General features: G+C 60.1%; 24 protein-coding genes and 3 pseudogenes. 15 read left to right on the plus strand and 12 right to left on the minus strand.

The annotated features are described in order from the left end of the window. Window positions 1-107: 107 nt before the first annotated feature. Window positions 108-1,199, plus strand: coding sequence for a porin (locus I8E17_RS29655; protein ID WP_113366246.1), 1,092 nt, complete (start codon window positions 108-110; stop codon window positions 1,197-1,199). Window positions 1,200-1,357: 158 nt separating this feature from the next. Here I8E17_RS29655 and I8E17_RS29660 read toward each other — a convergent pair whose 3' ends face one another. Continuing rightward, entirely contained in the window at window positions 1,358-2,692 is a 1,335-nt protein-coding gene (locus I8E17_RS29660) for an acetyl-CoA hydrolase/transferase C-terminal domain-containing protein (RefSeq protein ID WP_112723915.1), read from the minus strand. 263 nt (window positions 2,693-2,955) lie between these two features. Continuing rightward, on the minus strand, window positions 2,956-4,431 hold the full coding sequence (locus I8E17_RS29665; RefSeq protein WP_113366245.1) for a multicopper oxidase family protein: 1,476 nt from the start codon (window positions 4,429-4,431) through the stop codon (window positions 2,956-2,958). Between the two features lie 398 nt (window positions 4,432-4,829). Between I8E17_RS29665 and cueR the strand changes: the two genes are divergently transcribed. Beyond that, entirely contained in the window at window positions 4,830-5,279 is a 450-nt protein-coding gene (gene cueR, locus I8E17_RS29670) for a Cu(I)-responsive transcriptional regulator (protein WP_113366243.1), read from the plus strand. Between the two features lie 83 nt (window positions 5,280-5,362). Here the strand turns inward: cueR and I8E17_RS29675 are convergent, their stop codons facing one another. Next, window positions 5,363-6,271, minus strand: a complete 909-nt coding sequence (locus tag I8E17_RS29675; protein WP_113366242.1) for a LysR family transcriptional regulator — start codon at window positions 6,269-6,271, stop codon at window positions 5,363-5,365. Between the two features lie 167 nt (window positions 6,272-6,438). Here I8E17_RS29675 and I8E17_RS29680 point away from each other — a divergent pair, with 167 nt between their 5' ends. Then, window positions 6,439-7,263: an aldo/keto reductase gene (locus tag I8E17_RS29680; protein WP_069615010.1), complete on the plus strand. Its 825-nt coding sequence runs from the start codon at window positions 6,439-6,441 to the stop codon at window positions 7,261-7,263. 11 nt (window positions 7,264-7,274) lie between these two features. Beyond that, a complete protein-coding gene (locus tag I8E17_RS29685) occupies window positions 7,275-8,486 on the plus strand; it encodes an MFS transporter (protein ID WP_069615009.1) in 1,212 nt (403 codons plus the stop codon). Between the two features lie 152 nt (window positions 8,487-8,638). On the opposite strand, the gene I8E17_RS29690 is transcribed toward I8E17_RS29685, so the two are convergent. Next, on the minus strand, window positions 8,639-9,463 hold the full coding sequence (locus I8E17_RS29690) for a hypothetical protein (protein WP_162750883.1): 825 nt from the start codon (window positions 9,461-9,463) through the stop codon (window positions 8,639-8,641). 314 nt (window positions 9,464-9,777) lie between these two features. Between I8E17_RS29690 and I8E17_RS29695 the strand changes: the two genes are divergently transcribed. Then, window positions 9,778-10,929: an MFS transporter gene (locus I8E17_RS29695; RefSeq protein WP_069615007.1), complete on the plus strand. Its 1,152-nt coding sequence runs from the start codon at window positions 9,778-9,780 to the stop codon at window positions 10,927-10,929. Between the two features lie 157 nt (window positions 10,930-11,086). On the opposite strand, the pseudogene I8E17_RS29700 reads toward I8E17_RS29695, so the two are convergent. Together I8E17_RS29700 and I8E17_RS29705 are read right to left on the minus strand one after the other, a co-directional pair. Next, a pseudogene (locus tag I8E17_RS29700) lies at window positions 11,087-11,221 on the minus strand (epoxide hydrolase); the annotation flags it as partial. A 460-nt stretch (window positions 11,222-11,681) separates the two neighbouring features. Continuing rightward, complete coding sequence (locus tag I8E17_RS29705) at window positions 11,682-12,191, minus strand: cytochrome P460 family protein (RefSeq protein ID WP_069615006.1); 510 nt, start codon at window positions 12,189-12,191, stop codon at window positions 11,682-11,684. Window positions 12,192-12,416: 225 nt separating this feature from the next. Here I8E17_RS29705 and I8E17_RS29710 point away from each other — a divergent pair, with 225 nt between their 5' ends. Then, window positions 12,417-13,166 (plus strand): 2OG-Fe(II) oxygenase, encoded by a 750-nt coding sequence (locus I8E17_RS29710; protein WP_113366241.1) that lies wholly within the window; start codon window positions 12,417-12,419, stop codon window positions 13,164-13,166. A gap of 8 nt (window positions 13,167-13,174) precedes the next feature. On the opposite strand, the gene I8E17_RS29715 is transcribed toward I8E17_RS29710, so the two are convergent. Next, a complete protein-coding gene (locus I8E17_RS29715; protein ID WP_113366240.1) occupies window positions 13,175-13,936 on the minus strand; it encodes a helix-turn-helix transcriptional regulator in 762 nt (253 codons plus the stop codon). After that, complete coding sequence (locus tag I8E17_RS29720; protein WP_162750882.1) at window positions 13,937-14,107, minus strand: hypothetical protein; 171 nt, start codon at window positions 14,105-14,107, stop codon at window positions 13,937-13,939. Here I8E17_RS29720 and I8E17_RS29725 point away from each other — a divergent pair. Both I8E17_RS29725 and I8E17_RS29730 read left to right on the plus strand, forming a co-directional pair. Further along, window positions 14,106-16,358, plus strand: a complete 2,253-nt coding sequence (locus I8E17_RS29725; protein WP_113366239.1) for a marine proteobacterial sortase target protein — start codon at window positions 14,106-14,108, stop codon at window positions 16,356-16,358. The genes I8E17_RS29720 and I8E17_RS29725 overlap by 2 nt on opposite strands. Further along, window positions 16,355-16,975, plus strand: coding sequence for a class GN sortase (locus tag I8E17_RS29730; protein ID WP_219511758.1), 621 nt, complete (start codon window positions 16,355-16,357; stop codon window positions 16,973-16,975). The genes I8E17_RS29725 and I8E17_RS29730 overlap by 4 nt, the downstream gene beginning before the upstream one ends. A 21-nt stretch (window positions 16,976-16,996) precedes the next feature. On the opposite strand, the gene I8E17_RS29735 is transcribed toward I8E17_RS29730, so the two are convergent. Next, window positions 16,997-17,974, minus strand: a complete 978-nt coding sequence (locus I8E17_RS29735) for a nitrilase family protein (RefSeq protein ID WP_113366237.1) — start codon at window positions 17,972-17,974, stop codon at window positions 16,997-16,999. 90 nt (window positions 17,975-18,064) lie between these two features. Here I8E17_RS29735 and I8E17_RS29740 point away from each other — a divergent pair, with 90 nt between their 5' ends. The 4 genes and pseudogenes from I8E17_RS29740 (at window position 18,065) to I8E17_RS29755 (ending at window position 20,963) form a co-directional block, all read left to right on the plus strand. Next, window positions 18,065-18,961 (plus strand): LysR family transcriptional regulator, encoded by an 897-nt coding sequence (locus I8E17_RS29740; RefSeq protein WP_113366236.1) that lies wholly within the window; start codon window positions 18,065-18,067, stop codon window positions 18,959-18,961. A gap of 106 nt (window positions 18,962-19,067) precedes the next feature. Further along, entirely contained in the window at window positions 19,068-19,235 is a 168-nt protein-coding gene (locus tag I8E17_RS29745) for a hypothetical protein (protein ID WP_156090777.1), read from the plus strand. Window positions 19,236-19,501: 266 nt separating this feature from the next. After that, window positions 19,502-19,720 (plus strand): annotated as a pseudogene (locus I8E17_RS29750) (integrase); the annotation flags it as partial. Between the two features lie 124 nt (window positions 19,721-19,844). Then, window positions 19,845-20,963 (plus strand): serine hydrolase domain-containing protein, encoded by a 1,119-nt coding sequence (locus I8E17_RS29755; protein ID WP_113366302.1) that lies wholly within the window; start codon window positions 19,845-19,847, stop codon window positions 20,961-20,963. 79 nt (window positions 20,964-21,042) lie between these two features. On the opposite strand, the pseudogene I8E17_RS29760 reads toward I8E17_RS29755, so the two are convergent. Then, window positions 21,043-21,243 (minus strand): annotated as a pseudogene (locus I8E17_RS29760) (IS6 family transposase); the annotation flags it as partial. Between the two features lie 355 nt (window positions 21,244-21,598). Here I8E17_RS29760 and repA point away from each other — a divergent pair. The 3 genes from repA to repC all read left to right on the plus strand — a co-directional run bounded on the left by repA (window position 21,599) and on the right by repC (window position 25,264). Beyond that, on the plus strand, window positions 21,599-22,822 hold the full coding sequence (repA, locus tag I8E17_RS29765; protein WP_069614999.1) for a plasmid partitioning protein RepA: 1,224 nt from the start codon (window positions 21,599-21,601) through the stop codon (window positions 22,820-22,822). Then, complete coding sequence (gene repB / locus I8E17_RS29770; RefSeq protein WP_113366235.1) at window positions 22,819-23,853, plus strand: plasmid partitioning protein RepB; 1,035 nt, start codon at window positions 22,819-22,821, stop codon at window positions 23,851-23,853. Before repA ends, repB begins: the two co-directional genes overlap by 4 nt. Before the next feature lie 187 nt (window positions 23,854-24,040). Beyond that, window positions 24,041-25,264, plus strand: a complete 1,224-nt coding sequence (gene repC / locus I8E17_RS29775) for a plasmid replication protein RepC (protein WP_113366234.1) — start codon at window positions 24,041-24,043, stop codon at window positions 25,262-25,264. Window positions 25,265-25,450: 186 nt separating this feature from the next. Here repC and I8E17_RS29780 read toward each other — a convergent pair whose 3' ends face one another. Together I8E17_RS29780 and I8E17_RS29785 are read right to left on the minus strand one after the other, a co-directional pair. Continuing rightward, window positions 25,451-25,621: a hypothetical protein gene (locus I8E17_RS29780; RefSeq protein WP_173004651.1), complete on the minus strand. Its 171-nt coding sequence runs from the start codon at window positions 25,619-25,621 to the stop codon at window positions 25,451-25,453. A 622-nt stretch (window positions 25,622-26,243) separates the two neighbouring features. Further along, complete coding sequence (locus tag I8E17_RS29785) at window positions 26,244-26,750, minus strand: HIT family protein (RefSeq protein ID WP_113366233.1); 507 nt, start codon at window positions 26,748-26,750, stop codon at window positions 26,244-26,246. Window positions 26,751-26,760: the final 10 nt, after the last annotated feature.

Below are 26,760 nucleotides of genomic sequence, written 5' to 3' on the forward strand. Positions count from 1 at the left end.
AGATGCAGTGCCTGGTTTGGCTTCCTGTTTGCGGGAAGCACTTCCATGGTAGCCTATTATGCTCGCTCCTTGGATTACGTAGAAATAATTACGACAAGGAGTTTACAATGAACATCAAGAGCCTTCTTCTCGGCTCCGCTGCTGCGCTGGCAGCAGTATCCGGTGCTCATGCTGCTGACGCGATCGTCGCCGCCGAGCCGGAGCCGCTGGAATACGTCCGCATCTGCGACGCATATGGTGCTGGCTACTTCTTCATTCCTGGTACCGAAACCTGCCTTAAAGTCGGCGGCATGGTCCGTACCGAAGGCAAGTGGTACGACGCCTACAATGCCAACAGCCACAACGGCACTCTCTGGCATACCCGCGCCCAGCTGAGCCTCGACACCGCGACCGACACCGAATACGGCCCGCTGAAGACCAACACGGTCATCCGTTGGGATTGGCAGGAAGGCAACTCGACCTCAAGCAAGCTGCTGTTCGCCAACATCAGCCTCGGCGGTTTCCTGGTCGGTAAGGCCGATTCGCAGTTCAACTACTACATCGGTTACGCCGGCGACGTCATCAACGACGACGTGATCTATGACGGCCCGTACGAACTCAACCAGTTGACCTATAGCTACGATGCCGGCAACGGCTTCACGGCTGTCGTCTCGGTTGAAGACTCGAACTCCAGCGGCTCGGGTGCTGGTTATGGCGCGAGCTGGGCAAGCGATGACAAGGCCAACCACTACGCTCCCGACGTCGTTGCCGGTGCCGGCTTCAAGTCTGGCGCGTGGGGCTTCAAGGTCGTCGGCGGTTACGACTCCATCAAGTCGGAGGGCGCCATCAAGGCTCGTGTCGATGCTGACTTCGGTACCTTCTCGGCCTTCTTGATGGGCGGCTGGAACACGGACGGCGACAAGCTGAACAAGTACGCCGGCACCAACCTGGCTCGCTCTTCTTGCCCGGCTAACGATGCATCGAAGTGCGGCTGGGGTGACTGGGCTGTCTGGGGCGGCGTTGGCGTTCCGATCAACGAAAAGCTGAAGTGGAACCTCCAGCTCGCCTACACCGACTCGAAGATCTTTGCCGCCACGACGAACGTCAAGTGGAACCCGGTCAAGAACCTGCTCATTGAGCCGGAAGTCTCCTACACAAACTTCGATTCCGTGAACCAGGATCAGTGGGCTGGTATCCTGCGCTTCCAGCGTAGCTTCTAATACCGAATTACCCGGTCTATTTAGGACCAGGTACGGGAAGCCTGACGTTCCAATCCGTCAGGCTTCTTCCATCGATCGGTTGACCTCCGATCAAAGCAAAGGATCTGGCTTTCCCTCCGGTTCTTCTTATCCCCCATGCAAGATCAACGCTGATGACGTCAATCCGGCGCGTAGAACCCCGCCTGGTGGGCAGCCCGATCCAGCTCCTCCCGGAAATCGGGATGGGCAAGCGCGATCATCGCCCTTGCCCGCTCCGCCACCGATTTTCCCTTGAGGTTCACCCAGCCATATTCCGTGACAACGATATGGATATCGTTGCGCGACGTCGTTACTGGACCTGTCAGCGTTGGAACAATACGCGAAAGCGTTCCCTTGGCCGCCGTCGCATGACAGGCGATGATCGAGCGGCCGCCGCGTGAGCCATAGGCGCCTCGGACGAAATCCACCTGCCCGCCCGAGCCGCTGAACTGCCTTCCATTGACGAATTCGGAATTGCACGCGCCATTGAGGTCGATCTGCAGCGTCGCATTGACCGACACCATGCGATCGTTCTGGGCGATGACGAAGGGATTGTTCACATAATCCACGGGATGCGCTTCGACATCGGGATTATCGTTCAGGAAGTCGTAAAGCGGCTTGTCTCCGAGCGCGAAGGTGAAGATGGTTCGCCCGACATGTATCTGCTTGCGGCTATTATCGACCACGCCGGCCCTGACCAGAGCGGCAAGTCCCGATGTCATCATTTCGGTATGGATGCCCAGGTGGCGGTGCTGGGATAGACCGGCGCAAACCGCGTCCGGCAACGCGCCGATGCCCATCTGCAGGCAATCGCCATCGTCCACTAGTCCCGCCACGATGGCGCCGATCGCATCATCGACTTCCGAGCGAGGCGCTGCGGCGAGCGCCGGCAGGCTTGCGTCGTTCTCGACAAGCGCGGTGACGCTCGAGACGGGGATCATGCAATTGCCCCGCACGTAGGGCATGCTGGGATTGACTTCGAGGATCAGCCGGGCACCGGGCTTGCGGGCGACCGCCAGGGCATAATCCGTGCTGGCGCCGAGACTGAAATTCCCGTCCGCATCCATGGGCGAGACGGTGGCAATCAACGTATCGACACCGACATGCTCCACCAGGGAGCGCGGCACCTGGCTGAAATGACATGGCACGATTTCGGCGGCCGGCAGCATCTCGGCCATTCGCCGCTTATCCAGGGCGCGATCCACCGCTCCATGAAAATAGCTCATGGGAATGATGCGGTCACGCAGGTCGAAGTCGAGCACGCTCGAGCCGGCAACGCCTGTACAAAGCAGGTAGTAGAGCCGGACATTGTCCACCGCGCCGGCCCGCGCGCGTTCGGCCAATGCCGCGAGAATGGCGGGTGGCTGGCCGGCAGCAATCGGCATTGCGATCTTCGCGCCCGATGGTATCAAGGCAACGGCTTCATGGGCGGATCGCACACGTTCACGGTATTGCGTCTGATGATTAGCGGCCATCGAGTCCTCCCCTTGAATGCCACCGTCAGCACAATTTGGCATCCACCGCGGGATCGCGATCGACCCTCCTCCAAGGTCGCCGCGAACACTTCGCTGCAGTAGGACGCGCTTACATAAAAGCGCCGAACCCGCTGTTCGCGCAAGACCCGAACAGCACATCCACACCGACAAACGCGAACTCGGCCTCAACCTGATCGAGGTTCGAGGCCAAGGATGAGGGAACGACAATTTTCCCTCTTCGCTTCGATTGATGATCGAGCTTGTCAGGCCTTAACGTCGACCGTGCCCATCATGCCGAGATCCTCATGCTCGAGGATGTGACAATGATACATGCGCCGCCCCGGCAAATCCTGTCGCAGCAGGATGCGTACCGTCTCGCCGGCGGCAACGTTCACAGTGTCTTTCCAGGCCCGATAGGACGGCTTTGTGACCGCGCCATCCATTTCGCGTTCGACAAGCTGGAACTGCGTCCCATGCACATGAAACGGATGGTCCATGTCCGCCTGATTGACGATCTCCCATAATTCCACCTGTCCGACCTTCGAGACTTCGTCAATGCGGTTCATATCGAAGCTGGCGCCGTTGATGAGGAACCTCATCTCCATGCCTTCCATGGATTCCGTCAACACAAAGCGACGCGTGACCGACGGTTCCGCGAAGCCGTCAATGGTGCGCAGCTTCGACGGAAGCGGCGGCGCGACAGGCGCGGCTTCCTCCGAGACATTTGCCGTCAGCAAGATCATGCCGGCCTCTTCGGGCTTGCCCGGCCCCATCCATCCACGCTCGTAGTCGAGCGTGACAAGCCTCGCCGCTCCAGGTTTGTCGAAGGAGATGATGAGTTCGACCCGCTCGGCCGGCGCGAGCAGCAAATCGTCTATGCCGACGGGAGCTTCGATAAGGCCGCCATCCGTTCCAACGAGCACCATGGCGGCATTCTCGAATGTCAGCCGCAGGAACCGCGCGTTTGTCGCGTTGAAAAGGCGCAGACGACGCTTTTCCCCTTTCGCGACGGCCAGGACCGGATTCCTCTGACCATTGACTAGAATATGATCGCCGACGCGCCCATTCATCAGATCGATCATGTTGCTCGCCGGCATGCTTCCATCTTCGGCGATCCGAAGATCGGTGAACATCAGGATCGTATCGCCATATTCGGCGGGGATCGGGTCATCCTTGGGTTTGACCAGGAAGACGCCCGCGAGCCCGCGATAGACCTGCGCGGCGGTGAAGCCGTGCGGATGGGGATGGAACCAATAGGATGCGGCGCTGCCTTGCGGCAGATCGAAAGCATAGAGGCGCTCGCTACCCGAGGCGATGGCTTCCATGGGATTGCCATCCTGATCCGCCGGCACCGGCATCCCATGCCAATGAACCGTCGTCGGCTCATCGGGAATGCCGTTCCTGAAACTGATCTCGACCCTGTCGCCCTCATGCGCCTCGATCACCGGATTTCCGCCGTTATAGAGGAGCGCGGACGTGTCGAGCCCCTCGGCGAAACGAACCGACCCCGGTTCGGCGGCAAGCCTTGCCTTGAACAGACCCGCTTCGCCAGCCTCGTTCATCAAGCACGGCAACTCACGCAAGGGCCGCCCTTCCGGCAAGACAGGTTTGCCGCCGCTCATCGGCATGTCATGAGCGCCGTTTGCCCCCATATGTCCCATGCCGTGCATCATCTGGGCCGCGGCCGGCCCGGAAATCGCCAGGCCTGCCAGCCCTGTTAGAAAACGACGTCGGTGCATCGATTGCTTCCTCTTACTCAAAGCAATGTCCCCATTCGGCCGCTCACCGCAGCCTCGCGCTCCTTGGTCCCTGGACCGAAGCCGTCTTCAACCGGCTCTGCGCCGATGGTGATCGTGGAGAGCTTTTCATGACCTTGGTTGCCCAGTTCGCGACCGCCTGCCAGCCCGCTTGTTCGACCACCTGCCCGGGTATCGGTTGAATGGCGGTCGTCTCGACCTTGACCGCGGGCCCATCGAGAATTCTCATGGGTTTTGATCTCATGGTGCTCAAGGTGGAGGTTCCAACCGTGGTAAGGTCAAGTGTCCCCTAGCGAAAAATATGCTATTGACCTTCCCATGGTTGGAAGGCCCACCTGCCATCGGCGACATCAGGCGGTGCCTGTCATTGGAGAAGCTTCATGAATATCGGACAAGCGGCAAAGGCATCCGGCGTTTCGGCCAAGATGATCCGCTATTACGAGGAGACCGGCCTCATTCCGGCCGCCGGCAGGACGGCATCGGGCTATCGCGACTATTCGGATAACGACGTGCACATGCTGCGCTTCATCCGCCGGGCACGCGATCTCGGCTTCGCCGTTGCCGAAATCAGCGAGCTTTTGGAACTCTGGCGAGACGAAACCCGGCAGAGCGCCGAGGTCAAGCGCCTGGCTCAGGGACATATCGAAGCGCTGAAAAAAAAGATCGCCGACCTGCAGGACATGGAGCACACACTCACCATGCTCGTTAATTCCTGCCAGGGCGACCATCGCCCACATTGCCCGATCCTGCAGCGGCTCGAGACCGATCGGGAAGACGAAAATCTGTCGATCCAGCCTCGAACCGGCGCGATACCCCGGCTCTTGCAGTGATCCCTGCCCGCCGACGTCTTGGTGGCGGGTTGCCGGCGCAGAACATGGTCAACATGGTCGGGATTAAGTCCCGCCAAGGCCGCTCAGGCTGCCTCGTCAAGGAATTGCCGGAGGCGCGGCACGACGAAATCGAGGAAGACGCGCACGCGCTGCGGCATGCGCGCGCCGCCGAGAAAGACCGCATGGATCTGCTCCTCATCCGGCTCGACGACATCGGCGAGCACCTCGATGAGACGGCCAGCCGCAATGTCGGCACGGACGTGATAGTCCCCCATGCGGGCGAGCCCCACACCCGCCAGCGCCATGCGCCGGACGGTTTCGCCATTGTTGGCGAGCAGCGAACTCGTCATGGCCCGATCGACGATGCGGCCGCTTTCCCTCACCGGCCAGACGGGCGCGAGACGGCGGAAATTGAACCCCAGGCAATTGTGCCGCGAGAGATCATCGACGGTCAGCGGTATTCCAAAGCGATCGAGATAGCTGGGCGCGGCAACGATCTTGCGGCGGGCAATGCCGATACGGCGCGCTATCATGCCTGACGCCGGCAAGGCCCCGACCCGAAAAGCAACGTCGGTGCGGTCGAGATAAAGATCGACGATTTCATCCGACAGCGAGAGATCGACGACGACATTGGGGTAGGTCCGCCAAAATTCCGGCAAGAGCGGTTCAAGCCCAAGCACGCCCAAGGCAACGGAAATGTTGACCCGTACCGTGCCGCCCGTCGTCGTCGCGCCCTGCGCCAACTCCTGCTCGACCTCGTCGAGATCATGCAGCAGGGCCTGGCTGCGCTCATAATAGATCCGCCCCTCGAGGGTCAGCGACAGCCGTCGTGTCGAGCGCTCGACAAGCCGAACGCCGAGCCTGGATTCGATGCGGGAGATCAGTTTGCTGACGGTCGACGGCGTCATGCGCAGCAGGCGCGCCGCTTCGGAAAAACTGCCTGCTTCCACCACGCGAAGAAATACCTGCATCTCGCCGACGCGATTGTCCATGGAACACCATCTTTGATTTGGTTTCACAAATAATGTGAAAAGCTACCGGATTATCAAGGACGCATGCTCTCTCTATTTCATAGGTCGAAGAAATCGCGCCTTCAATTCCGGCGCGGCATCCATTCAAGGCGGCCAAGGCCGTCGAGATTTTCAAAAAGGAGTTTTCGATGTTCACCGTGACCGCGCATGGCGCTACAATTCCCGCGCTCGGCTTTGGCGTCTTCCGAATGTCGGATGCGGAAGTGGAACGCGTCATACCCGCCGCGCTCGAAGCCGGCTTCCGTCATTTCGATACGGCGCAGATCTATCAGAACGAGGCAGCGCTCGGCAGTGCCTTGCAAACGGCTGGCGCAAGACGGGACGACCTCTTCCTGACCACCAAGGTCTGGGTAGACAATTACAGCAAGGAGAAGTTCGCCGCTTCGGTCGACGAAAGCCTAGACAAGCTGAAGACCGACCGTGTCGATCTCCTGCTGCTGCACTGGCCGGGCGACAAGGTGCCGGTCGCCGACCAGATCGAAATGCTGAACGCTGTCAAGGCCGCCGGCAAGACTAGCTTCGTCGGCGTCAGCAACCAGAATATCCAGCAGATGCGGGAATCGGTCAGACTTTCCAGCACGCCGATCGTGACCAATCAGGTCGAGATCCATCCCTATCTGCCCCAGCACGCGCTCGTCGCAGCCGCAAGGGCAAGCGGTCTTGCGGTCACCGCCTATTACGGCATGGCCGACGGCGCTTTGCCGAAGGAGCCGGTGCTCCAGCGGATCGGCGCCAGATACGGCAAGAGCGCCGCGCAGGTCGGGCTACGCTGGCTGATCCAGCAGGGCCACATCGCGCTTTCCAAGACCGCCAATCCCGAGCGCGTCAAGGAGAACATCGCGATCTTCGACTTCAATCTCGACGAGGCGGATATGATCGCCATCGCCGCTCTCGCCCGCCCGGATGGCCGCATCGTCAGCCCGCCCGGCCTCGCGCCCCAATGGGATGCCTAAGGAGTTTCAACATGGACGCCAAGATTTCGACGGCCGAAAAGGCTCAAACATCCTCCCACGCCCGATGGGCGCTTCTCGCGCTTGCGATCGGCGCCTTCGGCATCGGCACGACCGAGTTTTCGCCGATGGGCCTTCTTCCGGTCATCGCCAAAGGGGTCGATGTCTCGATCCCGACCGCCGGCCTCCTCATCAGTGCCTATGCGATCGGCGTCATGGTCGGCGCCCCCTTCATGACGCTCGCCTTCAGCCGTTTCGGCAAGCGCACGGCGCTGATGCTGCTGATGGGCATCTTCACGATCGGCAACCTCATGTCGGCGATGGCGCCGGGCTACTTCACGCTGCTGCTTGCCCGGCTCGTCACCAGCCTCAACCATGGCGCCTTCTTCGGCCTGGGTGCCGTCGTGGCCGCAAGCGTGGTACCGAAGGAAAAGCAGGCTAGCGCGGTTGCCGCCATGTTCATGGGGCTGACGATCGCCAATATCGGCGGCGTGCCGGCCGCGACCTGGGTCGGTCAGGCGATCGGCTGGCGCATGGCCTTCGCTGGGACGGCTATGATCGGTGTCGCCGCAATCGCCGCGCTTTGGGTCGCTCTTCCGAAAGGCGAGCGCGGTGCGATGCCTGATGTCAGGCGGGAACTGGCCGTGCTCACCCATCCTACGGTCCTCATCGCCATGGCGACCACCGTCATGGGCGCGGGCGCGATGTTCTCGCTATACACCTATGTCGCTCCCACGCTTACCGAACTCACCGGCGCCTCCAACAGCTTCGTGACCCTAGGACTGGTGCTGATCGGCATCGGCTTCACGATCGGCAACTGGCTTGGCGGTCGGCTGGCTGACTGGTCGCTCGACGGCGCGACCAAGATCTTCCTGGCCCTGCTCGCCGCCATCATGTTCGCGCTGCCATTGGCGATGATCACCCACGCGGGAGCCGCCATCGGCCTGCTTCTCTGGGGCGGGGCTGCGTTCGCGATCGTCCCGCCCGTGCAGATGCGCGTCATGGAAGCGGCGGCGGAAGCGCCTGGCCTTGCCTCCTCCATCAATGTCGGAGCCTTCAATCTTGGTAATGCCCTTGGGGCCGCAACGGGTGCCGCCGTCATCAGCCTTGGTTTCGGCTATGCGGCGGTCTCGATCGCCGGAGGTCTGCTGGCCGCCGCCGGCCTGATGCTGGTGTTGATTGGCACACGCAAGCCGTCGTCGCTGCCGGCAAATTGTGGCGCGTGATCAATCCACTTGCCGCCGTATCAGGCATCGAAGTTTCTCGATGCCCTGCCCGCTAAAATCAAGCCGTCCGCGGTCTTTCGCGGCGGACGGCTCAACTCAATTGAAACAGCCTTGCTCAGGGCAGTTTGATTTCGAGCGTGATCATGTAGTTGCTATAGTTGGGAGGGGTCGGCGGCGGATTGGGGTTGGTGGCCGAGAAAGATCGAATAGTTGGTTATGCGCGGAGGCGTGGATGGCGGCTTCACGTCCGGCCTCCAGGAGGCCTTGATCGTTATCTTGTCCGTGGCGCGATAGGAAAGATTGAGCTCGCGGTTCCTGCTTGTCCCATCCCGGGAATGCTTGCCCTCCAAGGACCATTTGTCCCATGATGCTTTCAGGCTCTCCGCTGTCTGGGTGCCTCTGCGTTCATAGCTGCCACTCAGGGACGAATTGTTACCCTTGGCCGACAGCTCGTAAAGTTGATCCTGAACCTTGCCATTGAAATCAGTCGTGATCGTGGCGCTGCCTTCGGTCTTACCATCCGACGACCGTGCCTTGACGTAAGGTGATCGTCTTGTTGCCGACATAGACGCCAACGTTCGGATTGAGCCCATTCGTCTTGAAGCCGATGTCGCTTTTCGCCTTTGAATCGAGAACGATGGGACGCTCGGGCGACTGGAAATATTTTCCAAGCAAATCCTGCTGGGTTTGGTCAGCGCGACAGGCTTGCCCATGGGATCGAAGGCACCCATGACCGTGCAGCGCTGCCCGCTCACCCAGCTGTTGACGGCAAACATCAGATGTCCGTCATCGCCAATCGCGGCTACGCCCTGATGCAGGCTGTTCCTCAGGTTGTAGCGACCGCAGCAGGATAGGGCGTTGTCGCTTGCCGCGTCAAAGGACCGGCCGGAAAAAACGACGCCGGACGGCAGTCCCGATTCCGCGCTGCTGCCTAGAATCGGGCAACTGGCGAGCGGTATCAGCCTGTAGCTGTTCAAATCCGTTTGCGACGTCTGACCCGCCGGCCTCGTGAGCGGTGCTAATCCCACATCTGGTCTGCCGTTTCCTGATCCGTTGACGAAGGATGAAAAATGAGAGCGATGCGATTTATGCGTGTCCCGCCGGCTGAGTTAGGTCGACAAATTTTTTTGTCCAGTCGCGGGTCTTGTTTCTGATCGGTCGCGCGCACTTACCGAAATTGACCGGCACGTCTAATTTGTCCGATGAATTAAGGGACTTCGTATTGCCAGCGCAGGTTGCTTTCGGATAGACCCTTTCCATCCCTCGTGTTCAGATTCCCTGGAGCGCCGAAATGCGTCTTGAACCGCAGCAGCGAATTTATGTCTGCTTCTTCCTCTTCGCGGTCTCGATGGGCGCGATGCTTTCGCGCCTTCCCGATCTGCAGGATGCCTTGCGGATCGACAAATCCGAGCTCGGCCTGACATTGATCGGCGCGGCGATCGGCGCGCTCATATCACTCACCTTCGCCTCCCCGATCGTCGCACGCCTCGGCGCGCGCAAGACGGCATTCATCACCGTGCTCGGAACCTCCGCTTCCCTCGCGCTCGTGCCGTGGATGGGCTGGGCTCCGCTAGTCTTCGCTGTCCTCTTCTGCGAGGGATTGCTGGCAGGCGCGCTCGAAATCAATCTCAACGTCGAGATCGATCGCATCGAGGCCCAGCTCGGTCGCGGCGTGATGAGTCGGGCGCACGGGTTCTGGAGCCTCGGTTTCTTTGTGACGGCACTCGTGTCGTCCGTGATCCGGCAGGAAGGCGTGCCGATGCACGTGCATCTCGGTCTGACATTTATCTTCGTCCTCATCGTAGGCTCGATCACCATCTCTGGCATGCGCAACGCGCCGGCCCGTCCGACCGAGGATCATGTCGAGACCCATCACATCGCGTTGCCGACGCTCGGCCTTTTGCCGCTCTGCGTCATCGGCATCGCGGCATTCCTGGTCGAGGGTGCTGGCATCGACTGGTCGGCGATCTACATGCGCGACGTCTTTCACGTCGAGCCCTTCGTCGGCGGCCTCGGCCTGACGCTGTTCACCTTCTTCATGGCACTGACGCGATTGTTTGCCGACGGGTTCGTCGATCGCTACGGCTCCCGCTCCGTCGCGCTTTCCCTGATGCTCCTGGCGATAACCGGGCTTTGCGCCGTCTGGCTCGCACCTCACCCCAACGTCGCGCTTCTGGGATTTGCCTTCATGGGCGCCGGCTGCAGCGCGGTCTATCCGCTTGTGGTCTCGGCCGCCGCCCAGCGCACTGACCGCCCGGCCCATGTCAACGTCGCGGCCCTCGGGCAGATGTCCTTTGTCGTCTTCTTCCTGGCTCCGCCCTTGCTTGGATTCATTGCCGAACACGCCGGCATTCGCACCGCCTATCTGGTGTGCATCCCGGTCATCCTGGCCGGCCTGATGGGTGTGGGTTCGCTTTCTGGACGCCGAAGCGCTTTTGCGTAAGGACTTAGCGATCCAGCGAAAACCGGCTGGATCAAATCAGCCAGCATCCGTTATCGGCCGGCGAGGGGGAAGGCTATACGCTTCCCCCTCTTCCGCGGGCAAGCGTCGGGCATCGCTTGCCCGCGGGTGCCTTCACCACGTCAAACGCCTTGTCAGCTTAACGTAGTGAGCGGAATGCCGCCCTGACTTCGTTGGTGAAAATCGTCGGCTGCTCCAATGCCGCAAAATGCCCGCCATTGTCGGTTTCGTTGAAGTAGATCAGGTTGCCATAGCAACGCTCGGTCCAGCTGCGTCTGTTCATTGAGAAAGATAAAGGCGACGTCAGGATCTCCAAAAGTTTGGGAGGCTTGTTGAATGCCGCGAAGTTTTGCTTTCGGCGTGTATCTCGGTTGTGTCCTCCACCCAGCCAAATTGTATCCTTCCGTGTCCGGATCGACCGAGGCTACAATGGAATACAGAATCCGCGCTTTGACTTTGCCACCGACAAAATGCACGCCGGATTCCGAATTCCGCCCAGTTCGCCGGCGAAGAAGAATTTTGGAGACCTCTCCCGAGGCGGCACCATAGAGATTGCGCGGACTTGTGAAAGTCGTCTTTCATGATGATGGAAGCGGCTCGACGGCTGCTTGCTGCGAGCGGCGCTCGCTTGTCGATAAGGCGGCTATCCCGGCGGGAGGAGAACCATGGATAGCCGGCCGGCCGCGTATGATGAGATCAGGCCGGCAAATTCCACTTAATCGCGTTAGCGCACCTTACGGCGCATAGCGCGTGAAGACGTAGTCGTGATCCCTAACGTTACCGACATGGCAGCTCAGACAGGTTTCATGTTGAGCGATATCGACCGGCTTGCCATCGACGAACCGCCCGAAACCCCAACCGTGGCTATCGGGATATTTCTTGGAATCCTTCACCATGACCTGAACCGTCGTCGGCGCTCCCGGCACGGTCGCCGGCGCGAACTCCGTCGATTGCTTGCGCTTGTAGGCCAGCTTGACGAGGACCGAGCCATCCGGGAAAGGCAGCGTGCCCTTCTTGTAGGCGTCAACGGCGATATCATTGCCCAGCACGGCGCGAAGTTCATCGAGCGGCGGAGCCTCCTGCGCGGGCGCGATGAATTTCCAGTCCCTGTAGCCTTCCGGTATGGTCACACCATAGATCGGTGAGGCATTTTCCGGCGGCGTTGCGGAACCCGCCGATTGCGAAGCGGCGATGCCGACGGCAAGGCTTGAGACGGCAAATGCACCGAGGAACGCAAATTTCATTCTGGCCTCCTGCCTGATGGATGATCTCGCAGCAAGATCGCCCGGAATTGTATCTGCAAAATTTCAGGAAGCGGCTCGATTGTATCGCAATGTAACCGGTGAGGCTCATTCGTGTGAATTGCTCATCGGAAATCGGGTGGCAACGGCCCCAGCTTGGACACTAGACTTCGCGCTATTGCGGCATCCGCGGGGCCTCCAAAGCCCGCCCAGACCGAGGACCTGAACATGAACGCATCGATATCCACTTCCGCGCCTGCCTTCACGGAAAGCCCCATCTCGGCCCGGGTCGACGCCTACGACTGGACGTCGCTGGCGGGAGAACTTGACGGCTTCGGCTGCGCCGTCCTTCCGAAGCTTCTCGCACCCGATGAATGCGACGCAATTTCCGGCCTTTATCCCGAGGAGCGTCATTTCCGCAGCCACATCATCATGGCGCGCCACGGTTTCGGAAGAGGCGAATATCGCTATTTCAACTATCCGCTGCCGGGGCTTCTCGGTGGATTGCGTACTGCGCTCTATCCTCATCTCGCCGATATCGCAAACCGGTGGAATGAACGTATGGGGGTTGAGGAACGCTATCCCGAGGAGCATGCCGCCTTCCTGAGGCGATGCCACGAGGTCGGTCAGCGGCGTCCGACGCCGCTGCTGCTTCGATATGTGCCCGGAGACTTCAACTGCCTGCATCAGGACCTCTACGGCGAACTTGCTTTCCCAATCCAGGTGGCCATTCTGCTGTCCGAGCCGGGGCGGGATTTCACCGGTGGTGAGTTTGTCCTGACCGAACAGCGGCCGCGCATGCAAAGCCGCGTGGACGTCGTGCCGCTTCGACAAGGTGATGCCGTCGCCTTCGCAGTCCATAATCGGCCCGTGCGGGGAACCAAGGGGAACTACCGTGTCAATCTCAGGCACGGGGTAAGCCGGGTCCGCTCAGGCATGCGCCACACTGTCGGCATCATCTTTCACGACGCCCGCTAAGGGCGTCGCTACCCGACGAAACCGGCGTAATTTTCTCCGGTAATTCTATGCATGATGGCCGAGTATGCCTGGTGATTCTGATCGCCCGCCAGGACGCGGCCGAGCGACGGCTGCGCGAAAGCCGACATCGGCAGGAGGGCGAGCGGCGTCGAGACGGGTGTGAGATGCGAGCCCTGCCCGGCGCGCAATGTCGTCAGCAAGCCGAACATCTCGCCGGTGATACTGGGTCTCGACAATATCGCCATGCGATACTGCCCCGACGAATTCGTCACCAGATAGATATGCCCCGACAGGTGCGGTACCGACACCGAGCCCTGCTGTGAAAACGAGGCGTCGCTGCGCTCGTGTTCGCGGAAGCTCAGGCAGGTCCGGTCTTCGTCCCAGGCGATCTCGGTGCAATAGGCGAAAATCGCCTTCGCATCGCCGAAGGACGGACGAAGCGTCAGGTAGGTGCCTTCCAGCCATGACACCGAGGCGCGGGAATAGGCCCCAAGCTCCTCGGGGGCATGGCCGGGCCTGTCGTTGACGAGAGGTGCTTGTGTTCCTGCCGGTTCCCGCAGCACGACGCCCATCGCCTGCTCCAGACGAATGAGGGTCGCCAGCGTGAAAGGACGGTGGCCCGAAAGAGCCTTCTCCAAGGTCGAAAGACTGATGCGGGCATCATCGGCGAGACGCTGCCTGGAAATGCGCCGTCGGGCGATCTCCTCGCGAACCCGCGCCGCCACGGCGCTGTTCTGGCTGTCGGACAAATAGGGGTCGCCCTGGACCATTCACTCGTTTCCTGATTGCGTAATTTCTTCACAATTCCACACATGGCCGTAACCGGCAAGACCGTCTGCGGCAAGATGCGGACGAAACAGGGCAAAGCTTACGCTGGCGAGAAAATAGCCTTTGTTCACAATGGCTTCAGTCATTCCACCAGCGATTAAGGAGCCTGTCATGTCAGCCTCGCCAAACATCTCGCGCTACCAGAAGCGACAAAATTTCCTCATCAGATTCGGCCTGCTGCTCTGGTTCAGCAATGCCATCCTGCTGCCGGTGCTCGCCGTCGTTTTCGCGCTGCTGCATCCCCTGGAATCGCACGCGCAACCCGCAGCCTTCGTCACGCCGAACGAAATGGGCACGGGCAGCCTTCTTCTTCAGACCAAGGAAGAGGGAAAATATATCGAGGCACCCCGCCTTGCGACCGATGTCGATCTCGACGTCAACGGACCGACGGCACGCGCGGTGCTCACGCAAGCCTTCGAGAACACGACCGACAAATGGGTCGAAGCCCTCTACGTATTTCCACTTCCGGAAGACAGCGCCGTCTATTCCCTGAAGATGATCGTCGGCAACCGGGTCGTTGTCGCCGATATCAAGGAGAAGCAGGCTGCGCGTGCCATATACGAGAAAGCGCGCAAAGAAGGAAAGAAGGCGTCCCTGGTCGAACAGCAGCGCCCGAATGTCTTCACCAATGCGGTCGCAAATATCGGCCCGCATGAAAAAATCGTCGTGCAGATCGAATATCAGCAGTCGGTCCGCCTGGCGGACGGTCGCTTCTCCCTGCGAGTGCCGCTCGTCGTCGCACCGCGCTACAGCCCGCAAGACGCATCGCCCATCACGCAGCAGGCGGATCTGAAGGCCGGCTGGGGTCAGTCCAAACAGCGCTCATCGCGTGAGGTCAGCGACAAATCCATCTCGGCACCCTTGATGGCTCCTGGCAGCGATCGCGCCAACCCTGTCACCCTCAAGGTCAATCTCAACGCCGGCTTCCCACTCGACGACGTCAAAAGCCTCTATCACGCGGTCAAGATCGACAAAGTCACCGACGCCGAGCGCCGGATCGTCCTAGATGGCGACGCGACCGCCGATCGCGACTTCGTGCTCGAATGGAGCGCGGTCGCGAGCAATATGCCGAGCGTCGGCCTCTTCCGCGAACATGTCGGCCAGGATGATTATGTGCTTGCCTATGTGATGCCGCCGGCGGTGGCGACGCCGCGAAAGGCCGGCCGCGAAGTGGTCTTCGTCATCGACAATTCCGGCTCGATGGGCGGCACCTCGATCGAACAGGCAAGGGCGAGCCTCGATTATGCCCTGTCTCGGCTCGAGCCGAGCGATCGCTTCAACGTCATTCGCTTCGACAACACGATAACCAAATTCTTCTCCGATTCGGTCATGGCGACGGCTGAGAATATTGCCTCGGCCCGCCGCTTCGTCACCGGCCTGGAAGCCGCCGGCGGAACGGAAATGCTGCCACCGCTTCAAGCAGCGCTCGACGACAGCCACCAGGCTAGCGGATTGCGCCAGGTCGTGTTCCTGACGGACGGCGAGGTCAACAACGAGCAGCAGCTTCTCGATGCGATCGCGAAATCGCGTGGACGCTCTCGCATCTTCATGGTCGGCATCGGCTCGGCGCCGAACACGTACCTGATGAGCCGCGCCGCCGAACTCGGTCGCGGCAGCTTCACCCACATCGGCTCGGTCGCCGAAGTGAACGAACGCATGCGTGCCCTCTTCGACAAGCTGGAGAACCCGGCTGTCACCGACGTCGCGGCTGCCTTTTCGCAAAAGGATGTCAACCTGTCACCCAACCTCCTGCCCGACATCTACCATGGCGAACCGCTGGTTCTGGCGGCCCGCATGGGAAAGGCAGCCGGAACCCTGACCGTCAGCGGCGAGATCGGTGACCGTGCGTGGACGATCTCCCTGCCGCTCGACCAGGCAAGCAATGCCAAGGGCATCTCGAAGATCTGGGCTCGCCGCCAGATCGATGACGCCGAGGTCAATCTCACGCTCGGCAAGATCACGCAGGCCGATGCCGACAAGCGTATCCTGCAATTGGCACTCGACCATCATCTGGTCACGCGCCTCACAAGTCTCGTCGCTGTCGATACGAAGCGTCTGCGCCCGGCAAACGCGCCGCTGACACAGGCCGACATTCCATTGCAGCTTCCCGCGGGCTGGGATTACGACAAGCTCCTCGGCATCGGTGCGGCGCGGGATGCGAAGGCTGACAGCAGGCATCGGCAGACAGCCGACAAGTCGCGGGGTGCCGATGCGGAGCTTGAACCCATCTCCACGCCGGCTCAGGCCAGCGTTCCGCTGCCGCAGACCGCAACGCCCGGAATGCTTCTCATTCTCCAGGGATTGCTTGCCCTTCTTTGTGGAGCTTCGTTGCTGATCCTGGCGTCACGAAGGAGCCGGGCATGATCGCCGCCACTCGCCTCCAGACCATCGGGAGCGCGCCAGCGCGCTCCCTCCTGACTTTCGCGGCCGGCATTCTCATCGCCGCCGGTCTCTTCCTCGCCGCACAGGGAGGATGGATCTACGCCAAGGCGGCCCTGGCGCAGCTTCTCTTGGAGCGCGCATTCACCGAGAGCGTGGTATCAGGCGCACCGGTCAAGCCGTGGAGCTGGGCTGACACCTGGCCGGTGGCGCGTATTGAAGTTCCACGCCTTGGCGCTTCCGCCATCGCGCTGAAGGGCGCAAGCGGCCTGGCGCTTGCCTTCGGCCCCGGCCATCTCGACAATACCCCGCGGGCGGGCGAAGAGGGTACGGCGGTTTATGCGGCGCACCGCGATACCCACTTTAGCTTCCTGAGACAGATCAGGGAGAACGACCGTATCCGCATCTCACGCGGTGATGGTCGGACCTTCACTTTCCGCGTGACCCGCATGGCCGTTGCTCGCTGGGATGAAGCAGAGATCGACCCCGACGCGCGCGGCGCCCATCTCGTGCTGGCGACCTGCTTTCCGTTCGACGCCGTGGCCTCGGGACCGCTTCGCTATCTCGTCTATGCCGATCTCGAAGGAACGACGGGTAAATAAACAACGGCCAGGATTTGGAAATCAACCCTGCCCGCTGGTGCGGGTAGACGCTTCCGAGTAACGCGCGTCCATTGGGGCGAGACCGCTGGCGTTGGGTTGCGTCAGGATACCATAGAGTTCCGGGCGGCGGCCTCTTATCCAGCGCTGGCCCGTGCACTTGTCGAGCAGGGCCGGATCGATTTCAGCGCTCACCCTCGCATCGGCGGCCGCCCAGGTTTCGGCCAGGATCCGACCATAGGGATCGAGGATCATGGCGTTGCCGGTGCGCACTTCGTCTTCATCCTGTCCGACGCCATTGCTGAAGACGAGGAACATTCCATTGTCGTGGGCGCGCGACGGCAGCCAGCGCATGAACCATTCCCGACCGTTTGGTCCTCGAAATTCGGCCTCGATCGCCTCCGGATCTTCGTGGCGATTGATCCATTTTTCGACCGGTATCCGCTTCAGCCCGTGCGGACTAACCGAATGCCCGCCGCCAGCCTGATGCGGCGCGATCAAGAGTTCGGCGCCGAGCAGCGCGGTCGCCCGCGCGTTCTCGATCAGATTATTGTCCCAGCAGATCAGGATGCCGGCGCGAATTCCCCAAGGTGTATCGAAGACCGTGAAGGCATCGCCGCTGGAAATGAGGCGATGCTCCCAGGCATGCAGCTTGCGATGGCAATGGACGTCGCCATCCGGCATGCAGACCGCGTAACTGTTATAGAGCTTTCTGTCTTCTCCCAACTCCAGGAAGCCCGCGCCGATCGCGATGCCCTTCTTACGCGCGAGCGCGGCTACCCGGCTGATCGAAGGACCGGAGAGCGGCTCCGCCAGCGCATGCAGCGCTGGACCGTCGAGCTTGGGAACGTGCCAATATCCGCAGATGCACATCTCGGGAAAGACGACGAACTGGTTGCCGGCCTGCACGGCTTCTTCCGTGAAATGCTCCACGCGCGAGAGATTAAAGGCCTTGTCATTGGCCCGATGCTGAAACTGCACGGATGAAATCTTGAACGCCATGTCGATTGCTCCTTTCGCTATGAAGCAATTTGACCATGCGGCTTCTCTTTCGTAAAATGACTTTATCGATTAAAATTATTCCTGGACAGAATGGAAATAAAGCTCCTCCGATCCTTCGTTCAATTGATCGACACCGGCCACTACGGCAAGGCTTCGGCGAAACTGTTCGTCACCCAATCGACCTTGACCAAGCAGATTCAAGCCATGGAAGCCGCGATCGGCGGAGCATTGTTCGAGCGTGGCCGCCATGGCGCCAAACTGACGCCTCTCGGAGAACTTCTGCGGCGCGAAGCACGCCCGCTTCTTCAATTGAACGACGATGTCGACCGGAAGATGCATCGCGCCATGGCCGGCCTTACCGGATACCTCGATATCGGATTTGGAATATCGACTCTCGTCGTGGCGCCGCGGCTGATCGCCGGCTTTCGTGCGACGACGCCCGATTGCAGCATCACGCTCAACGATCTGCCATCGCGGGAACAGCATCAGCGCCTGCTCGACGGCAGGCTTGATATCGGCTTCTGCCGGGCGCCGGAGGAGGATAGCGGCCTGGCCTTCATGCCCATTATCGAAGAGCACTTGGCCCTGGTGCTTCCAAGCGGGGTGACAATACCGGCCCAGGATCGGCTGGCGGAGTTGAACGAGCTTGGCTTCGTGGCGCTTTCGCCATCGCGCGGACCGGGACTGGATGATCAGATCAGGCGCTGGTGTTCGCTTGCCGGTTTCGAACCTCGCATCGCCCAATATGCCGACGACATACTGACCGTGCATGCCATCGTTTCCGCCGGCCTGGGCGCAGCATTCCTGCCTTGGCGTGGCGTGCAAGCATTGGCGGGGTCCAGCCACAAACAGTCTCTCTCCGGACCGGAATCAAGATGGCCGGTTGGGATCTGCTGGCATCGCGAACATGCGAGCCCGCTGTTGGCCCGTTTCATCGATCATGTATCGAAGAATCTGGAATTCCACGGCTCGCAGGCCGACTGGTAATCGAGTTAAAGGCCTAACGCATCGGCATTCCGCGATGAAAGCGACCGCTCTCATCGCCAAGAATGGGATTATGCATTCCAACCCCATTGTCCGAAAGGCGCTAGACATGAACCTGCTCGGCGTCGTCCGCGGACGGTTCAAGCGCCTTGGTGGTCAAAACGAACCATGCAGCCAAAGCATCGTCGGAGTGCCGAGAATCGCCAAGGCGATCCCCACGGAAACCGCCATCTTGATCGCCTTGATGCGCCGGGTCCTGACGCCGCTCCAATCATAACTCAAAATCACTAACCCCCACAAATCATTGATGATTCGCAAAGTAGAGCCGACTCGGCCTTCGACAAGGGATGGCGATGATTCGTCCACAACGGATATTCGCGCGATGTTTCGACGGAGGCGGTGTCGAAAGGTGGCGCCGTCTTAACCGTGCTTGAGACGCGATAGTAGTTCGCCCTGAATTTCACGCCTTGATCGGCGAAGCGATTACCGCCAGGTATTGATGGCCTTGGAGCGAAACTGGCGATGATCCGCGGATCACATGTGCTTTTGTGAAGAACGCGTCACAGCCAAGCGGGCCTCGATCCAGAGGCGCTCCCGGCACACGGCCCGCGCTCGGCTTATCCGACCGAGGCGGCCGAAGAGGCATACCCCAACGGGAGGCGATGCAGCGGTCCCTGCATAAGTCAGTCAGTCGCGCAGGCCGCCAGCTATTACAACAATGCCGTGCGGAAGAACGGCCCGGCGGCTCGATTGATCGTCTAGGTCCCGGTATCCGGCTTCGCTTGTAGCTCGACACGACGCAATCGGCGCCGCGCCGCCTTGCGAACCAAGCTGGAATATGCGGTTCTACGACCGCTTATTCGGGAGCACGGGGAGGATGGTTGCGATGAAGACAGGGATCGACGCGGTTATCGAAAAGGCGATCACGTCCGGCAAGATCGTCGGCACTGTCGTGATCGTCGTCAAAAGCGGAGAGACCGTCTATAGCCGCGCTGCTGGTTATGCCGATCGAGAAACCCAAAAAGCCACGGATACGCGGACGATATTCCGTCTCGCTTCCGTGACCAAGCCGCTCGTGGCGGCGACGGCCCTGGCTCTTGTCGACAAGGGCAGGCTGGCGCTTAGCGACCTCGCCCGAGATTATCTCCCCTATTTCCGACCCCGGCAGCCAGATGGAGAGATCGCCGATATAACCATCCAGCACCTGCTTACTCACACGGCGGGTCTCGGTTATGGAGCGGATCCCAAGACAACACCGCCCGAACGAATGTTCAACGCTGGCCTCGCCGATACGGATCTCGACTTCGAGGAGAACTTCACTCGACTGTCGACCTTTCCGCTGCTGGCCGCACCGGGCAAACTTTGGTCTTACTCGATCGCCATTGACGTTCTTGGAGCGGTCATAGCACGGATCGAGGCTTGCAGCCTGGAAGAGGCGGTGCGTCGTCATGTAACGGGACCGCTGGGCATGAGCGACACCGGTTTTTCGGTGAGCGATCCGGAGCGACTTGCCACGCCCTACGCCGATGCCACTCCGACGGCCGTCAGAATGAGCGATCGCCATTTGGTTCCGGATGATAGCGGCAACCTGCTTACCTTTGCGCCGACGAGGCTATTCAATCCGAAGGCTTTCCAATCCGGCGGAGCGGGCATGGTGGGCACGGCGCCGGATCTAATCACCTTCCTCGAAGCCATTCGCGGCGGCGGCGCGCCCATCTTGAAGGCGGAGACCGCAAGGGCGGCGCTTCTCAACCAGATTGGCGACATCCCGCGCCCGGGCAAACCAGGAGAAGGATTCTCTTTTTTGGGTGCGGTGATCCGGGATCCCGTCTTGGCGGAGGTTCCAATGGCGAAGGGATCGGTAAGCTGGGGCGGCGTTTATGGACACAGTTGGTTCATCGATCCCTTGGAAGGCATTTCGGCGGCGATCATGTCCAACACGGCGGTTGAAGGCTGCATGGGAGCCTTTCCACGAGATATCGTTCGGGCGATTTATGGCGTTTAATGCTTCCGGCGCGAAAGCATCTATCGGTTCCAAGAGCTAGCGGCTCGACGGAAGCTTGATCGTTACGGTCTTGCTCTGGCAGCTGCTGAGCGAATTCTAGACCGAGCTTCGCCGCCATTCTGTGACGGTCTGGAATGAAACGTCGATGCCGCGCTCGGCCGGCAGGTCTTCAACATCGCGAAAAGCTAAACAGAAAACGGTAACCAAGCCACCCTGCATGGGCGATGATCTCGGCGGGAAAAGGGTGGCGTCCGAAGTGAGCAGGCTGGGCTTCGGCCATGGGCAGCAAATACCGGCTCCTTCACAACAAAGTCGTCAAGCCGGCGCCAACGAGGGCGACTCACCCACGCCGGTAGAGTGATTCTCGTCGCTAATCTTAGCCGGATATGCGTCGGACGATCGACGGTGGCCGCACCTTGCCATCAAAAGGTGTGAGTCATCGCTGCGATCGTCTTCGGCGACTTACCGCGGAAAATCGAAGAAAAGCAGTGCATTAAATAGCAAAGACCGAGGTCCTGGCTGTCACACGTTAACCGGTCATTAACCGTTAATCTCTGGACGGCCTGACAGAATCGTGTTCTACCTTCTGGCGGGCAAAGGTCGGCAAACCGGCGACAGGCCGCCAAGAGGGACAAATGGCGATAGCGAACCGCACGGAGACTATAGCTCCTTCAAAGGAAAACGCAGGCAGCAAGATCGCGCGCCATGCGACTGTGCTGTCTGGTCAGCTCCAGCAGCTCAGAACGCGGATGTATCCGCCGAAATCCGAGAAGATGCTGCGCCAGTTCCTGACCAATGAAGTATCCAAGCTGACCTCGATCCCGGATTCGACCCTGAAGCTGATGTCGAGCGAGGGCCGAGGCCCCACCCCGAGCAGGTTGGAGAACAATCACCGCGTCTACACGCTTGCCCAGATCAACGAATTGCGGGAGCTGTTCGCCAAGCAGAAGCCGGCGGAAGCCCTTCGCTTCCTGCCTCGGCGCCGGCCAGGCGAACATCTGCAGGTGATGGCGATCGCCAACTTCAAGGGTGGCAGCGCCAAGACGACCACTTGCGTTCACCTCGCGCATTATCTCGCGCTGCATGGCTATCGCGTGCTGGCGCTCGACCTTGATCCGCAGGCCTCGCTTTCGGCCATGTTCGGCGCCCAGCCGGAAATCGATGTCGGCGCCAATGAAACCATCTATGCGGCGCTCAGATACGAGGCGACCGAGAGGCGCTCGATCCGCGAAATCATCCGCAAAACCTATTTTGACGGCATCGATCTCATTCCGGGCAACCTGGAAGTCATGGAGTACGAGCACGAGACGCCGCGGGTTCTCGCCCAAAGGTCCGGCTCCGGCGCTATCTTCTTCGAGCGCCTGAAGCTCGCGCTTGCCGAGGTCGAGGAGGATTACGACATCGTCATCCTCGACACGCCACCGTCGCTCGGATTTCTGACCCTTAGCGCCATCTACGCCGCCACGAGCATGATCATCACGGTGCATCCGGCCATGCTGGACGTGGCATCGATGAGCCAGTTCCTGCTCATGATGGGCGACCTGATCAGCGTGCTCGACGAAAGCGGCGCGCAGCTCGACCAGGATTTCATCCGCTATCTGATCACGCGCCACGACCCGAATGATGCGCCGCAATCGCAAGTTGTCGCGATGCTGCGTCATCTCTTCGGTACCGATGTTCTCTTGCCGACGGCGATCGAGAGCACCGCGGTCGAGGCCGCGGGGCTCGCCAAGCGTTCCCTCTACGAACTCGAGATGGGGCAGATCGGCCGAGACACGCACAAGCGCGCCCGCGAGGCCGTCGACGCCGTCAACGAAGCCATCGTTCATCTCATCAATGCAAGTTGGGGGCGTGAATGAGCAAGAGCCCGAGACGATCCATCGTCGCCAGTTTCGGCCTGCTTTCGGCCGAATTGGAAAGCGGCGAGAGCACGCCAGAACCGTCGCCTTCTAGCCCTGTCCCCGCGCAGCCTGGACGCGTCGGTGCCGGAGTGATCGGCGCGGCGCATCGCGCGATCGGCGATATTCGCGCGGAGCGCGATCGACTGCGTGCCATTGTCGAATCCGGCGAAGGCTGGATCCAGGATCTCGATCCACATGTGATCGATGCCTCGCCCTATCCGGATCGCCTGCCCGACGACGATCCGGGTGATTTCGAGAGATTCAAGCGCTCCATCGAGGAGGAAGGCCAGAAGGTTCCGATCCAGGTTCGACGGCACCCCACCTCGAGCGATCGGTATCAGGTTGTCTATGGCCATCGCAGATGGCGGGCCGCCCTCGAGCTCGGCCGCGCCGTGCGTGCCATAGAGGTCGAGATATCCGATCTCGACCTGGTGCTGGCCCAGGGTATTGAAAACGCGAGTCGTCAAGATCTGACATGGATTGAACGCGCCTTGTTCGCCTCGCGCATGGACGATGCTGGCATCAAGGCACGCCATATCTACGCGGCTCTTTCCATCGAGGACGCGGAGCTCGCGCGAATGCGGAGCGTCTATCGCACGATCCCGGCGGATATCATCGAAGCGATTGGCAGGGCTCCGAAGGTTGGTCGACCGCGTTGGCTGGAGTTGGCCAAGACAATATCCGCGGCCCCCAATGCCCTTGAAGTCGTGCGCGCCGCTCTCTCCGACGTCAATGACGCCGATGAAACCTCGGACCAGCGATTTCAGGTGGCATTGAAGGCGATCAAGCCTTCGCCCGAAGGGCGCAACACCCAGATCGCGATTTCCGATGGATCGGGAGCCAGGCTTGGTGTGTTCATGACCTCGCCCCGGGAGGTTCGAATCTCCGCCGAGGGCAAATTGGGTACGGAATTCGTAAGATTTGTCGAGGAGGAGCTGCCCGACCTTGTCGAGCGTTTCACTCGTTCGAGAGACAAACGCAAACCCTGACAGCTGTCAGGGTTTTCTGATTGGAAAGGAAACCTAGCAAAAGAAAAAAGGCCCCCAAACGTTGCCGTCGTGGAAGCCTTCTCTTCAATGTAGCAACTGAAGAATCGCATTTCCTCGAATCCCAGTCAAGAGTCTTTGGCACCGTTTTTGGTGATCGTATTTCTTTTGCCTCTTGAAGGTGAGGAAAATGCAGAATGGAAGTGTAACGACGCCTTTTGGGCGGCGGCCAATGACGCTTGCCCTGCTTCGGCGACAGATCGCCGTGAACAGGATCGAACCCGGCAAGTCGGTCGATAAATGGAAAGTCTTTCGAGACGTATCCGAAGCGCGGCAAAAACTCGGATTGCAGGATCGCAGCCTTGCCGTGCTTGACGCCCTGTTGAGCTTCCATCCCGAAAACGAGCTCCGCCAGGACGCCCAGCTTGTTGTCTTTCCATCCAACGCGCAGCTGACCTTGCGCGCTCACGGCATCGCGGGCGCCACGCTTCGCCGGCACCTCGCGCTTCTCGTCGAGGCTGGCTTGATCGTCAGAAAGGATAGCGCCAACGGTAAGCGCTATGCGAGAAAAGGCAGGACGGGCGAGATCGAAAACGCATTCGGCTTCGATGTCTCACCGCTGCTGGCGCGCGCGGAGGAACTCGCAATCATGGCCCAGCAGGTCGTGGCGGAACGGATGGCGCTACGCCGCGCCAAGGAAAGCCTGACGATCTGCCGGCGCGACGTCCGCAAATTGATCGCGGCGGCCTGCGGGGAAGGCATCGGTGGCGACTGGTCGCTGATCGAGGACAGCTACAACGCCATTGTCGCCCGCATTCCTCGTTCACCGACGATCCGCGAGATCGTCTGCATCCTCGAAGACATGGAGCTTCTTCGCCGCGAGATCATCAACCTTTTGGAAACGCAGCAAAAAATTGAAAATTATAGCACCAATGATGCCCAGTATGAGCAGCACATACAGTGTTCAAATCCCGAATCCCTTAATGAACTTGAACCAAGCTTTCGAGCAAAGCTGGAAACGAGGTCCATCGAAAGAGACAGGTCGCGGAAAGAACCGATGCGGATCTTTCCGTTAAGCCTCGTGCTGAAGGCATGCCCAGAAATAAGCTCTTATGGACCGACGGGCGGTATCAACAACTGGCGGGACCTGATGTCCGCGGCTGTCGTCGTGCGATCGATGCTGGGCGTCGGTGCTTCGGCCTATCAGGATGCTTGCGAGATAATGGGGCCGGAAAACGCCGCCGCGACGATGGCGTGCATCCTCGAGCGATCTGGGCATATCAATTCGGCTGGCGCGTATCTGCGAGATCTTACTTCCAAGGCGACGCGGGGTGAATTTTCACTTGGTCCCGCGCTCATGGCATTGCTTCGAGCAAATATCGGCGACGGCGCTACCATATCGAGGGTTTCATGACGGATGGTTGCTCGGCTTCCAGCATATCCACGATTGTAATATGCCCTTGAACCAGGGCTCGAGCGTTACCGAGTGGGCGGCATGATATGTCATTTTCAGCAAATGGGACGGCCAGAGCCAATCTTTCAGCCATGGCCGTTCCATTGACCGTCGGTGATTGCCGGCGCCTCGGATCCGGGCCGTGGATTACCGGCAGACGCGTTCCTTGCGAATGACCCAGTGGCCATGAACCTTATGCTTCACGGTTTTCACGAAGCAATCGTGGTGATGACGATGGAATGGAGCTGCCTGAGAGGGAGCGCTGACGGCGACAACGGATGCCAGGGCGATCACGGAAGAGAGAAGCAGGCTTTTCATGTTAAACCTCGTAAGCATTGGGGGTTGATGCTGCGTGTTCACGCATGACCTTGATGACCGATCCAGACTTAACCGAAAATGAATAGCACCCTTACAATTTTGTAATGCGATCTGGGGATCGGCGCCGATCGAGGAGCCCGTCCGCGGTGGACGCGAAAGGAGCTTGGTTTGAGGTACATTGGCCAAACTCGGTCCCGGCCGATCGCATTCATCGTCCGATCTCTCGCCGTTGGCCTACCACTCGCCGGCCGCAACTGGAGGCATGGTAGCGAGCAAGCACGAACTCCCAGGAGTTTTATCGGTCCGAGCTATTTGGTGATTGGCGAATCTGGGCGGAAATTTATCCAAAAGCTGACAAAAAATGCCCGTCCGCAAGCTATTTTACCCCAACCCGGGAGCGAAATCGCCGCTCGCGGAGCAACGCGTTTCCATGCCTCGTAAGCTTCCATCTATACTGTATGGCTCATGGAAGCTAACCCTGCTATAGCTTCTCGATGGAAAAATTCTCTTTGAAAATCCGATATTTAGACGGCGCCAAATTTGGGCAGGAGAAGCGAAGCATTTCGTCCGTCTCGTGCGATATAGCACGCTAACCAGGCCCATTAGTCAAGGAAATTGTCGGTTAGCCAGACTCGATGGCCCGCAGGGGATACCCCATCGTCTCGCGCAGGAGAGCGATGGTCTTAGAAACGCTCGGTCCCTCGATCGGAGGCGCCCGCCGGCGTTCGCAGAACTCCCGCCAGACGAATAGGGTTAGTTCCGCCCCGTCCGTTCCGGTCTCCCCCTCCCCCTCCGCCAATTGTTCGAGGATACGATATCGGCCATCTTGCCAGAACAGTTTCTCCACCCAATCGTAGATGGGGATGACATGGAAATGAAAGGCAAGCCCGGGAATATGGCCATATCGGCCGATATAGACGCGTGGAGCGCCTAGTTCTCGTTTCAGGGTCGCTTGAGACAGCGCCAGCAGCGGGCCGATCTCGCGTAGCGCGCTATCGGGTAAATCGAAGAGGTCATTGGCCAATCCTTTGGACGCGACGATGAGATAGCCGGGGAGCGCCGAATTCGCGCGGTGGCTCACAAGCCATCCGTCGCTCTCGCCGATCACAAATCGTGAAGCAGTCGTCATGTCTTCTCCT

The sequence above is a fragment of the Rhizobium sp. AB2/73 genome (assembly GCF_020871915.1).
Classification (GTDB): Bacteria; Pseudomonadota; Alphaproteobacteria; order Rhizobiales; family Rhizobiaceae; genus Rhizobium; species Rhizobium dioscoreae.